Below are 12189 nucleotides of genomic sequence, written 5' to 3'. Positions count from 1 at the left end.
AGCGTGGGGAGCAAACAGGATTAGATACCCTGGTAGTCCACGCCGTAAACGATGGGCACTAGGTGCTTGGGGGAACGACCCCCCGAGTGCCGGCGCTAACGCATTAAGTGCCCCGCCTGGGGAGTACGGCCGCAAGGCTGAAACTCAAAGGAATTGACGGGGGCCCGCACAAGCGGTGGAGCATGTGGTTTAATTCGACGCAACGCGAAGAACCTTACCCAGTTTTGACATGGCCGGGAAAGCCTCTGGAAACAGGGGCCCCTCTTCGGAGCTCGGTCACAGGTGCTGCATGGCTGTCGTCAGCTCGTGTCGTGAGATGTTGGGTTAAGTCCCGCAACGAGCGCAACCCTTGCCCTTAGTTACCAGCGGGTAAAGCCGGGGACTCTAGGGGGACTGCCGGTGCCAAACCGGAGGAAGGTGGGGATGACGTCAAGTCATCATGGTCCTTACGACTGGGGCTACACACGTGCTACAATGGCCGGTACAGAGGGCTGCTACGTAGCAATACGATGCCAATCCCTAAAGCCGGCCTCAGTTCGGATTGTCGTCTGCAACTCGACGGCATGAAGCTGGAATCGCTAGTAATCGCGGATCAGCGACGCCGCGGTGAATACGTTCCCGGGCCTTGTACACACCGCCCGTCACGCCATGGAAGTTGTGAGCGCCCGAAGTCGGTGTCGGAACCCGCAAGGGACCAAGCCGCCTAAGGCGAGCGCAATGACTGGGGCGAAGTCGTAACAAGGTAGCCGTAGGGGAACCTGCGGCTGGATCACCTCCTTTCCGGAGCGATGAGTAGACGGCCTCTTCGGAGGATCCGCTGAAAGTCCCGGATTTTGTCGTCCGCCTCGCACGTTCGCGATCTCTGCTGGATTTGTTGCGCTGCTCTGCGGAGTGGCGCCGCTATTTGACAACGGAAGTGGGAAGTGATCGTGGGTACTCCTGCCAGCATACGCGGCGGTCGAAAGACCGACCCGGGTATGGGTGGCAGCGAGGACGAAGAACCTCAGTGAGGCGTAGTACCGATTCCGCGGATCGCGAGATCTGCGGTTCTGTTAACGCATCACTCGTTCGAAATAGCGCGTGCTTTGCTTGAACGATTTGCACCAGAGGATTACCCGAAAGGGTGGATCGGCTGGGAACGAGTCAAGCGAACGAAGGTATGTGGGGGATGCCTGGGCACACAGAGGCGATGAAGGGCGCGGTAAGCTGCGAAAAGCGCGGGGGAGCGGCACACACGCATTGATCCCGCGATGCCCGAATGGGGAAACCCGGCCGTCCGAAGGGGCGGTCACCACGCAAGTGGAGCAAACCTGGGGAACTGAAACATCTCAGTACCCAGAGGAAGAGAAATCAACCGAGATGCCCTCAGTAGTGGCGAGCGAACGGGGTAGAGGCCAAACCGATCTCCTTGTGGGATCGGGGTTGTAGGACCTACGGACGCGGCAGGGAACGGTATTCGAAGTCGCCTGGAACGGCGCGCCAGAGACGGTGATAGCCCGGTAGGAGAAACCTAGTAGTTGTCGTAGTAGTGTTCCTGAGTAACGCCCGACCCGAGTAATCGGGCGTGAAGCCGGGGGGACCACCCTCCAAGCCTAAAGACTCCTGTGTGACCGATAGTGGACGAGTACCGTGAGGGACAGGTGAAAAGCACCCCTGTGCGGGGAGTGAAAGAGATCCTGAAACCACATACCTACAAGCGGTCGGAGGTTGGCATGGGCAACCATGCACGACTGACGGCGTGCCTTTTGCATTATGATCCGGCGAGTTACTCCTCAGATGCGAGGCTAAGGTGCTCAGCACCGGAGCCACAGCGAAAGCGAGTCCTGTCACGAGGGCGCATGAGTATCTGGGGGTACGACCCGAAACCAGGGCGATCTACCCATGAGCAGGGTGAAGCTGAGGTAACACTTAGTGGAGGCCCGAACCCGTACGGGTTGAAAACCGTTGGGATGACTTGTGGGTAGGGGTGAAAGGCCAATCAAGCCTGGAGATAGCTGGTTCTCCCCGAAATCTATTGAGGTAGAGCCTCGAGGCGTGTTGACAGGGGGTAGAGCGACTGGCAGGGCGCGGGGGGTCGTAGACCCTACCAACCCCTACCAAACTCCGAATACCTGTCCAATGGACCTCGGGAGGCAGTCGCTGAGCGATAATGTCCAGCGGCGAGAGGGAAAGAACCCAGAACCACAGCTAAGGCCCCGAAGTGGCCGCTGAGTATAGCGAAGGATGTCGTCGTGCCGAGACAACTGGGAGGTTGGCTTAGAAGCAGCCATTCCTTGAAAGAGTGCGTAATAGCTCACCAGTCCAGCGTGATGGCGCCGAGAATGGTCGGGATTAAGCGGCCCGCCGAAGCTTGGTCTTGCGACTTTGTCGCAGGGGTAGGGGAGCGTTCTCTGTGCGTGGAAGCGAGCGTGGAAACGATACTCGTGGAGCGAAGAGAAGTGAGGATGCCGGATTGAGTACGCGCAAATGCGGGTGAGAACCCCGCACACCGTAAGCCCAAGGATTCCTGCGCCATGGCAATCAGCGCAGGGTGAGGCGGACCCTAAGGCGAGGCCCCAGAGGCGTAGTCGATGGATAGCCGGTCAAGATTCCGGCCCCATGGGGGAGACGTTGAAGCGATCAGGGACCCTGGAACGAAACGCGAGCGATCTTGTGGATGGTCGTTCAACGCGGTAGGCGCAAGCCGAGAGCGGAGTACGAGACGGCGGGGCAACCCAACGTCAAGTCGTGTGGAGTCGGCAGGCAAGAAAAGCTGATCGGGGAGTCTCTTTCATGTCCGTACCGCAAACCGACACAGGTGGGCTAGGCGAGTAGCCTCAGGTGAACGAGTGAAACGTGGTCAAGGAACTCGGCATAATGATCCCGTAACTTCGGAAGAAGGGATGCCGCTCCTGGTAGCCAGCCTCGCGCTGGTCGCTGGGGGAGGCCGCAGAGAATCGGCCCAAGCGACTGTTTAGCAAAAACACAGGTGCGTGCCAAGCCGCGTAAGGCGCCGTATACGCACTGACGCCTGCCCGGTGCCGGAAGGTTAAGGGGAGATGTTCGCCGCAAGGCAAAGCATTGAGCCGAAGCCCCGGTAAACGGCGGCCGTAACTATAACGGTCCTAAGGTAGCGAAATTCCTTGTCGGGTAAGTTCCGACCTGCACGAATGGCGTAACGACTTGGGCACTGTCTCGACCACGCGCTCGGCGAAATAGCAGTCTCGGTGAGGATTCCGAGTCCCCGCGACAGGACAAAAAGACCCCATGCACCTTTACTGTAGCTTGTCATTGGCGTTTGCATAGGACTGTGTAGCATAGGTGGGAGCCGTTGAGCCGGAGGCGCTAGCTTTCGGGGAGGCACCAGTGAAATACCACCCTGTGCTGTGTGAACGCCTCACCGCGGTAGGCAAACCCTATCCGGGACCGTGGCAGGTGGGCAGTTTGACTGGGGCGGTCGCCTCCGAAAGAGTAACGGAGGCGCGCAAAGGTTGGCTCAGCGCGGTCGGTAATCGCGCTTATAGAGTGTAACGGCAGAAGCCAGCCTGACGGCGAGACCGACGGGTCGAGCCGAGACGAAAGTCGGCCGTAGTGATCCGGTAGCCCGGTGTGGATCGGCTATCGCGCAACGGATAAAAGGTACGCTGGGGATAACAGGCTTATCGCGCCCGAGAGTTCATATCGACGGCGCGGTTTGGCACCTCGATGTCGGCTCGTCACATCCTGGGGCTGGAGAAGGTCCCAAGGGTCCGGCTGTTCGCCGGTTAAAGTGGCACATGAGCTGGGTTCAGAACGTCGTGAGACAGTTCGGTCTGTATCCGTCGTGGGCGTTGGAGAATTGAGGGGAGCGGACTTTAGTACGAGAGGACCGAGTCGGACGATCCGCTCGTGTCCCGGCTGTGGCGCCAGCTGCAACGCCGGGTAGCGATGATCGGTGGCGATAACCGCTGAAAGCATCTAAGTGGGAAGCGCCCCCCAAGATGAATTCTCCCTGGAGCCTTGAGCTCCCTGAAGGGCCGGAGGAGACGACTCCGTCGATAGGCAGCACGTGGAAGCCCTGCGAGGGGTTCCAAGCGCAGCTGTCCTAATCGCCCGTGCGGCTTGACTCTCCCCCGCTGGCTCCGCGCCAGTGTGGGGGCTGTAGCATCACCGCAAAGCACGCAACGTCTGAGAGCCCGCGTGGCTCTCCCTACGATCACCCCACCCGTTTGTCGAATCGTCATCGCGACTTGTCGCAACCGATTCGCTGGCAACTAGAGCGTCAGGGCCATACCCGTTCCCATCCCGAACACGGTCGTCAAGCCTGACAGCGCCGATGGTACTCCGGGCGAGAGCTCGCGGGAGAGTAGGCCGTTGCCGGCACCCTTAGCAACGCCCCCGTCATACTCCGGTATGGCGGGGGTTTTGCGTTGTTGTGATGCTGACTTCGCAGAGAACGGCAGTCCGTGAGCTACGCATGAATCACGGATGAATCATGTGCTGCAGTCGCCGCACCGCTTCCGTTACCGCCTCTTCGCTTGGTCCGAACGAGAAGCGCAGATACTGACGGAAACGCGACGCATGATTGCCGCGGCGCTTGCCGGGATTGATGTCGAAGAATGTGCCAGGCACGGTGATGACCCGCTGCGCGAGCGCGGCCTCAAAGAACGCATCACCGTCATTGAATGGCGCCGGCAGATTGGCCACGCTGGCCCACACATAGAAGCCGCCGTCGGGCTCGTGCTCCACCACCAGGCCCGCGGCACGCAGACCATCGATGAGCAGTCGACGCTTGCGCGCAAATGCCTCGTGAATGGCCACCACTTCCACCCTCGCCCTCGATGGCTCCACCAGCGCACAGGCGGCCTCCTGAAGCGGCCGGTTGCCACCACCATCGAGGAAGCTGCCAGCGCTCGTCACGGCCTCAATGACCGACGCCGGACCCACGATCCAACTGATGCGCCAACCCGGGCAACGCCAACCTTTGGTGAGTCCGTCGAGAATCACCACGGGATCACTGTTCACATCATCCACGAATTCAGCGGCGCTCACCGTCGCGCCCTCGACCAGTCCTTCATCCCAGAGGTAGTGGCTGTAGAACTCGTCGAGGATGAGTGAGCAGCGGAGCTCACGGGCTTCGTGGACCCAGGCCGAGAGCGCACTGCCACGCAGCACTCGGCCGGTGGGGTTGGCGGGATTGCTGAGCAGCAGCGCACCGAGTCCGCGGCCGGTGATTTCGCGGCGCAGGTTCTTGGTGCTGAGTGCGTAGCCGGCCTCGGGCTCGAGCAGCAGCGGGATGGCGCTGAAGGTGCCGAAGATCTCGAGCAGTTCTTCGTACGCGGTGTAGTCGGGCAGCACGTGACCAAGATTCACGTGACCGAGCGACGCCACGACGCGCGTGAGCGAAGAACGACCACCACCGCAGATGCACACGTTTTCGGGCCCGTACTGCGACGCTTTGCCCTGGCGGTAGCGCGCGTTGTAGAGGTTGGCTACCGCGCGACGCAGTGCATCAATGCCACCGACCGGCGCATACTCGTAGTCGTCCGGATCAATGCGCACGTCGGCCGGCCGCGCCGGTGAGCCCGGGAGTTCACCGGTCTCGGGCTGTCCCTGACCGAGGTTGCACCAGTCCGCAGCCCCCGGCGTGTAGCCGTGCTCACGGGCGCGGTCCATGACGTAAATGACGCCGGTGCGCGGGACCGGGCGGAAGGCGGGGATGAGCGATGGGCTGGAGTCGTTCATGATCTGAATGTAGTGAGACCCAGAACTCACGACTTCAACTCAAAGCTCAGAGCTCACCGGTCGTGCGGTCAGCTCTGAGCTTTGAGTTCAAGTTCTGCGTTGCCAGTTGCCGCGGCTGGCCTACGGCACCACCGCCCGCGCCGGCTCCACCTTGCCCCCCTGCTTCACGTGCACGTCCATCCACGCCACCCAGCGTGCCCAGAGATCGAGATCGCTGGCGTAGGTGGCCACGCTGTGATCCTCGTACGGGTACATGTACAGCGAGGCCGGCTTGCCCAGTCCCTGCAGCGCGGCGAAGAGCCGCGTGGATGACATCGGGGCCGTGCCCTGATTCTGGTCTTCCCAGGCATGATAGAGCAGCAGCGCGCCCGCGATCTTGTCCGCGCGCAGGAACGGCGACATGTCGAGGTAGGTGGCCTGCGCCTGGAAGAAATTGCGGCGCTCGCTCTGGAAACCGAACGGCGTGAGCGTGCGGTTGTACATGCCGTCGCCGGCAATGCCGGCCTTGAAATTGGGCATGAGCGACATGGCGTTCACGGTGCTGAACGCGCCGTAGCTGTGACCACCCAGCCCCATCCTGTCGCGATCCACGAAGCCCGAGTCGACCACGGCGTCGAGCACCGCGTCGAGATTCTCCTTGAGGTCACGCGTGTAGTTGTCGTTCATGCGCCCGGCGTCACCGTAGATGGGGATGTCGGGCTGAATGAACGCATACCCCTGTGATACCCACAGCTGCATGCTCGACGCCGGACGCGCCGACGGCACGACCGGGAAGGCGTTGATGTTGGTGCTCCACTTCGTGCGCTCGTAGTCGCTGGCGCTGGTGAATTCACGCGGATAAAACCAGATGATGCCGGGCAGCTTGTTGCCCGGCTTCCAGTCGCGCGGCAGCAGCACGTCCACCCAGAACTTCGTACCGTCGCGTGGGCGACTGACCTGGAAACGCTTGCTCAGCGCACCGCTGACCTCGGGCCCCACGTCGATGTTCCGGGTCAGCTGCTTCGCGTCGCTGCTGCCCGCCGTACGCAGCCACACATCGGGCAGTACCGTGCGCGATTCGCGTGTCACCAGAAAGCGTGACACATCTCGGTCAAGCGCGGCCACGAAGTCCTCGAACAGGTCGGACGGACTGTCCATGACGCGCGTACGATTGCGCGTGGCAAGCTCCAGTCGGTCCACCCACGGACGCGGCGCCTGCTGGTGCCAGTTGGCACCGGGTACTCGCGTGCCGCTCAGCGCCACCTGCTTGCCGTCAGCCGAGAGCAGGATGTAGCTGGCGTTGCCTACGCGACGCGAGAGCAGAGTGCCGGCCGTGGAATCCGACGTGGCATTCGCGCCACCGCCAAATCCGCCGCCGGGGCCACCGCCAAATCCACCACCGCTCGAGGGAAGACGTACGTTGCGCCCCAGATTGTAGCGTTCCGCGGCATTCCCCACCCGCACCGCAATGACGGCGCCACTGTCGCTCACAAAGAGCGTCGTGCTGTCCACCGAGTACAGGGCGTTGCTGAGTTGCGGCCCGCCCTGATACAGCACCGTGGTGTCGTTGGCCCCAAACGGCGGACGCCACAGCACCAGTTGGGCGCGGGGGGCCTGCACACGAATGGCCGTGCCACCCGCGGCGCCCCGTGCCGAGGGCCCGCCTTCCGCGCCATTTCGGGACGGCGGTGTGGTCGTGCCCGGAGCGGCCGCGACGTTCTGCAGGTACACGAGACCCGGACCGATCGGATTCCACTGCAGGTTGCGCTTGCCGGTATCGGCGCCCGCCAGAGCGGCCACGTTGGCACCACCCTGCGTTTCGCGCAGCGGCGTGACGGCCAGCGTGGTGACGACGCGGCCCGCCGCATCCCACAACTCCGTGCGGCCACCAAAGTTGTTCACCGGCACCAGATACGAAAACGGCTCCAGCATGCGTGTCACACGGAGATAACTGCCGTCGTGATTGGCGTCGACACTGCGCACCATGGTGGGACTCCCCACGTTGCGCACGGCGCGGCTCCGCACGTCGAGCAGTGCCACCTGGCCGGTGGTGAGGTACTTGAGACGCTCCTTGTCGTACGGATCGGCCAGCAGCGAAAAGTGCACCGGCTGCGGCACGGCGCGCGACTCGGTCAGGCGCACCTGCGGGCCGTCTTCAATGTCATCACCGCCGCGTGTGGGGGCCGGGCCGCGATTGCCGGGCACCAGCACGGCCACCACGTAGCGCCCGTCGCTCGTGAAATCGATGTCGGTGACGAGCGTGGCCAGGAGGGGCCGCTCGCTGAGCCGTGTGCTGCGTCCGCTGCTGGCGTCGGCCACATACACGTAGCTGCCGCCCGGGAAATTGGCGATGAACGCCACGTGAGTGCCGCGTGGCGACCAGATGGGGGACGACAGGGTGGCGCCCGAGGGGACCTGCACGCTGGTGGTGCGGCCCGTGCCGGGTTCAACGATGACCAGACCCGTGCGCGTGCTGGTGGTGAGACTGCGCGCCCGATTGGCGCGCGTATCGATCTGCAGGCCGCCCAGCCAGATGTGCGGCGCCCCGTAGGCCAGAATGTCACCGCGGTCCGCACCGGTGGCGCGCAGGAAGCGCGTGCCGTCGGGACTCTGGTTGGTAAAGCTGATGTCCACGCGCGGCGTCATGATCATGCGCTCGATGTTGGCCGGCGGCTTGACGAAGGCCTCCGTGCGCAGGATCTGCTGCGGGTCCCAGCCACCAGCGGCCGGAGAGGCGTTGCTGGGCCCGTTCTGGGCGGACAGGGAGACGGTACATGGAATGGCCAGCGCGAGGGCTGCCGGCAGGGCGAGAATACGGCGGGACGGGCGGGACATGCAGGCTCCGATTGAGGGGCAACGGAAAATTACGCGCGAGCGGCCCCCACCGTTTGTCTGCTCATCGCGCGCATTGCGTCACGCATTGCGCTCGGCGTCCCGGGCAGTAGTTTCGCGCATGGACCGTCGTCACTTCTTTGCCCTGTCGGCCGCCGCACTGGCCGCCCGCCGCGTGCCACATCACTGGGGCGGCGCGGGCCGCCTCGAGCGCATTGGCCTCGAACTCTACGCGGTGCGCGGTGCGATGCGCGCCAACCCGGAAGCCACGCTCGATGCCATTGCCGCCATCGGCTACACCGACGTGGAGCTGCTCTGGAGCTTCAAGAACTTCGATCGCTCGGTAAAGCAGGTGAAGGCCGCGCTCAAGGCTTCGGGGCTCAAGGCGCCCTCCGCGCACATGGCGCCGGAAACCATTCTCACCGAATGGGAAGCGCGGCTGGCCGAAGCGAAGGAGTTGGGGCATCAGTATCTCGTGGCGCCGAGTCTGCCGGCCGAGGCCAATCGCTCCATTGAGGCCGTGCGGCTCTGGGCCAATCGCTTCAACGTGGCCGGTGAGGTGGCGCGTCGCAACGGCGTATGGCTGGCGCTGCACAACGAGCCCAATCACGAGAAGCCCATCATGGGTGAACGGCCCATGGACGTGTTCCTGCGCGAGACCGATCCCAAGGTGGTGCGCTTTCAACTCGACGTGGGCAACATGCTGCTCGGCGGCGGCGACCCGATGGCCTTTCTGGCCAAGCATCACGATCGCTGCTGGTCGTTCCACCTCAAGAACGTGGCGGCGGGCGCCACACGTGACACGGAGCTGGCCAAGGGTCGCTTCGACCTGCGGGCGTTTCTCGCGCAGGTGAAGGACCTGAACAAGAAGCCGTGTTTTGTGGAGCAGGAGGGGAGCGCGGATGAGCTGGCGAGTGCGCGGGAGAACTACGGGTATCTCAAGTCGCTCACGTGGTAACCAAGCATTTGCAGTCTGCGAGCGACTCAGGACACGAAACCTGAACCCAAAACTCAAAACTGATCAGTTCCGAGTTTTGGGTTCAGGTTTCGTGTCATAGGTTCGTTGGTCGCCTACCAATCCGTCGGCTTGTAATCCTTGAGAAACTTCCCCCACACATGCTGGCCGGTGTTGATCCCGTCGATGATGGGATCGACAATGCGTGCCGCGCCATCGACGATGTCGAGCGGCGGATGGAAGCGATGCTCCTCCACTTTGCGCGCGGCAATGTGCACGGGATCTTCGTCCGTCACCCAGCCGGTGTCCACGGCATTCATGTGGATGCCATCGTTGACGTAGTCGGCCGCCGACGTGCGCGTCATCATGTTGAGCGCGGCCTTGGCCATGTTGGTGTGCGGGTGACGCGTGGTCTTGAACTTCCGGTAGAACTGGCCCTCAACGGCACTCACGTTCACGATGTGCTTGTCGCGTTCGGGCGTGCGCATCATGAGGGGCTTGAGTCGCGCATTAAGCAGGAAGGGTGCGATGGCATTCACCAGCTGCACCTCCAGCAGTTCCACGCTTGGCACCTCGTGCATGAGCAACCGCCACGAGTTGCGTTCGCGCAGATCGACCTGCTGCAGGTCCTGGTCGAGACGACCCTCGGGGAACAGGTGCGCCTGGTCCTGATACTCCTCGGCCAGGAGCGCCACCTGCGAGAGCTCGGCGGCGTGCGTGATGCCTGCCACCTCCGCGAGTTCGCGGGGCAGCGTGGCGGGGGTGATCATCTCCTGCTCACGTGAGACGCCGGCTTCAGGCAGCAGGTGATAGCCGCGCACGCCCTCGTAGGCACCCAGCAGCTTGCGCGCAGGCTCCGGCATGTCCGACAGCGACGCTCGCTCGAGGTCCATCATGTGCTTGTAGAAGTCGGGCGGGCGCCGGACGGTCTGACAGGCGTTGTTGACGATGAAATCGAGACGGTTGTGCGTCTCCATGAGATGGTGGCAGAACGCCTCCACACTCGGCGTGTGTCGCAGGTCGAGCCCGTAGATCTCGAGGCGATGCTTCCACTGCTCGAAGTCGGGTTCGGCCGCGTAGCGCTGCGCCGAATCGCGCGGGAAGCGCGTGGTGACAATGAGATGGGCACCGGCGCGCAGCAGCTTGATGCCGGCCTGGTACCCGATCTTCACGCGACCGCCAGTGAGCAGCGCCGTGCGTCCGTGCAGATCGGCCAGCTCACCACGCTTGCGGAAATTGAACTCCGCGCAGCTCGGGCAGAGCTGGTCGTAGAAGTGGTGCAGCACCGTGAATTCCTGCTTGCACACGTAGCAGTGCTGCGCTTCGAGTGCCTCGCGGAACTCCGGCTCGTCCACCGTGTCCTGCGCATCACTGCCCGGCGGCAGGTAATTGGGCGTGGTGAACACCGTCTGGCGGCGCAGACGACGGATGCCCGTTTCCTGCAGCTGATTCTCGGCTTCGCGAATCTTCTCGGTGCGCTCGGCCTTCTTCTGGCGCTTGGTGGCCTTCACCATCTGCCGGCGCAGAATGGCATCGGGGCGCGAGACTTCACCGGCTGCCTTGAGCAAACGGGTGCGCTGGTCTTCGGGAATGTCGAGCAAGCCCGCGCGGTCGTTGGCCAGTTGTTCCAGCAGACGCGTGGCGGCCGCGACCTGGGCCGCGAGGACCTCGGGATCGGACGATGCGTCGGGCTGGGCGGATGACGGAAGCGGGGGCGTTTCGGACATAGCCTTGAAATCTAACCAGTCCAGCTCCCGAACCAGCGTTCCCGCGCGTCAGCCTTCCGGAAACGCCGGTCCGGGGTGAGTGGGCAGGCGCCAGTAGTACCAATCCCGCTCCCGGTCCCAGCCCTCGGCGTCCGCATTCTCATCCCCCCACACGCAGGCGCCGGAGGGATAGCTGTGGGCCTTGAAGCGGGTATCGAGCTCACGCAGCACGTCACGTCGTGCATCGTCGTCGGGCAGGGCGCGCAGTCCGTGGCGGAGGTCGAGATCGTTGAGGTAATCGTCGAAGGTCAGCGAGTACCCGCTTTCGATTTCCGCCACGATGTGCGCCCAACGATCGAGCAGGCGATCCAGCGGATCCGGCGACGCCTCGTGCGCTGCACTCCGCGCATCATGCGAATTCATGGTCCGGCTGGGCTGGACGACGGGCGTCGTCGCGCCTGACGACGGAAGTAGGCCTCGCCGTCCTCCGGCTTGAAGAAGGTCCGAATGGTGCCGTCCGGATCGTAGGCACCAAACGCCCCAGTGCGGCGATCAAATCGGGAGATGACGCCGTCCACGGGCCGCACGATCTCGAGCACATCGCCGCCAACGATGGCGTCGCGCAGGGCCTGGGCACGTGCTACGTAGGCCTCGGGAGTCGAAGCGCCCACGTCTGCCCCGTGCCGCGCGAAATGATCGGCCAGCTGTGCGGCGCCGCGGAAGCCTCGGCCCTGCGGAGCGGGCGCAGCCTCAGTACTGGGCCGGGCTCCTGTCGATGTCGGCGCGGCGGGCACCGACACAGGGACCGACTCAGGGGCGGATGCCCCGTCCGGCGGCGGGCCTTGTCTGGGACTGCACAGCGCCCAGGTGCCGAGCACCAGGCAGATCAGAGCCAGCAGAAACGAACGCATCGCGCGATTCACCGGCGCTCCATGGACAGAAAGTGACCGTGAAATGTTCCGCGGCTTCGGCAATATTGCAGAGGAGCTCGGGGCACGCCATGTGCTTCGCGCA

6 protein-coding genes and 3 rRNA genes are annotated in these 12189 nt (G+C 63.5%); 4 read left to right on the top strand and 5 right to left on the bottom strand.

The genetic code is table 11. From position 1 onward, the window contains the following. The 3 genes from B2747_RS10585 to rrf form a co-directional block, all read left to right on the top strand. Window positions 1-780, top strand: a 16S ribosomal RNA gene (locus B2747_RS10585); the annotation flags it as partial. A 361-nt stretch (window positions 781-1141) separates the two neighbouring features. Further along, window positions 1142-4088, top strand: a 23S ribosomal RNA gene (locus B2747_RS10580). A 136-nt stretch (window positions 4089-4224) separates the two neighbouring features. Continuing rightward, a 5S ribosomal RNA gene (gene rrf, locus B2747_RS10575) occupies window positions 4225-4341 on the top strand. 99 nt (window positions 4342-4440) lie between these two features. Here rrf and B2747_RS10570 read toward each other — a convergent pair. Further along, window positions 4441-5703: a pyridoxal phosphate-dependent aminotransferase gene (locus tag B2747_RS10570; RefSeq protein WP_291160225.1), complete on the bottom strand. Its 1263-nt coding sequence runs from the start codon at window positions 5701-5703 to the stop codon at window positions 4441-4443. Window positions 5704-5823: 120 nt separating this feature from the next. Further along, on the bottom strand, window positions 5824-8517 hold the full coding sequence (locus tag B2747_RS10565) for a S9 family peptidase (protein ID WP_291160223.1): 2694 nt from the start codon (window positions 8515-8517) through the stop codon (window positions 5824-5826). Between the two features lie 118 nt (window positions 8518-8635). Between B2747_RS10565 and B2747_RS10560 the strand changes: the two genes are divergently transcribed. Next, window positions 8636-9472 (top strand): sugar phosphate isomerase/epimerase family protein, encoded by an 837-nt coding sequence (locus B2747_RS10560; protein ID WP_291160220.1) that lies wholly within the window; start codon window positions 8636-8638, stop codon window positions 9470-9472. A 113-nt stretch (window positions 9473-9585) separates the two neighbouring features. On the opposite strand, the gene B2747_RS10555 is transcribed toward B2747_RS10560, so the two are convergent. From B2747_RS10555 to B2747_RS10545, 3 genes are read right to left on the bottom strand one after another with little or no spacing between them, the layout of a single operon-like run. Beyond that, on the bottom strand, window positions 9586-11196 hold the full coding sequence (locus B2747_RS10555; RefSeq protein WP_291160217.1) for an SDR family NAD(P)-dependent oxidoreductase: 1611 nt from the start codon (window positions 11194-11196) through the stop codon (window positions 9586-9588). A 48-nt stretch (window positions 11197-11244) separates the two neighbouring features. Continuing rightward, the gene (locus tag B2747_RS10550) at window positions 11245-11598 is read right to left on the bottom strand and encodes a hypothetical protein (protein ID WP_291160214.1); all 354 of its coding nucleotides are present in this window, start codon (window positions 11596-11598) and stop codon (window positions 11245-11247) included. Further along, window positions 11595-12098 (bottom strand): hypothetical protein, encoded by a 504-nt coding sequence (locus tag B2747_RS10545; RefSeq protein WP_291160212.1) that lies wholly within the window; start codon window positions 12096-12098, stop codon window positions 11595-11597. The genes B2747_RS10550 and B2747_RS10545 overlap by 4 nt, the downstream gene beginning before the upstream one ends. Window positions 12099-12189 lie beyond the last annotated feature (91 nt).

The sequence above is a fragment of the Gemmatimonas sp. UBA7669 genome (assembly GCF_002483225.1).
GTDB lineage: Bacteria > Gemmatimonadota > Gemmatimonadetes > Gemmatimonadales > Gemmatimonadaceae > Gemmatimonas.
This window is presented reverse-complemented; position numbering and strand designations above follow the sequence as displayed.

Coding starts and splice junctions, on each gene's coding strand:
- B2747_RS10565 (WP_291160223.1), bottom strand. CDS start 8,517: ATGTCCCGCCCGTCCCGCCGTATTCTCGCCCTGCCGGCAGCCCTCGCG.
- B2747_RS10560 (WP_291160220.1), top strand. CDS start 8,636: ATGGACCGTCGTCACTTCTTTGCCCTGTCGGCCGCCGCACTGGCCGCC.
- B2747_RS10570 (WP_291160225.1), bottom strand. CDS start 5,703: ATGAACGACTCCAGCCCATCGCTCATCCCCGCCTTCCGCCCGGTCCCG.
- B2747_RS10555 (WP_291160217.1), bottom strand. CDS start 11,196: ATGTCCGAAACGCCCCCGCTTCCGTCATCCGCCCAGCCCGACGCATCG.
- B2747_RS10550 (WP_291160214.1), bottom strand. CDS start 11,598: ATGAATTCGCATGATGCGCGGAGTGCAGCGCACGAGGCGTCGCCGGAT.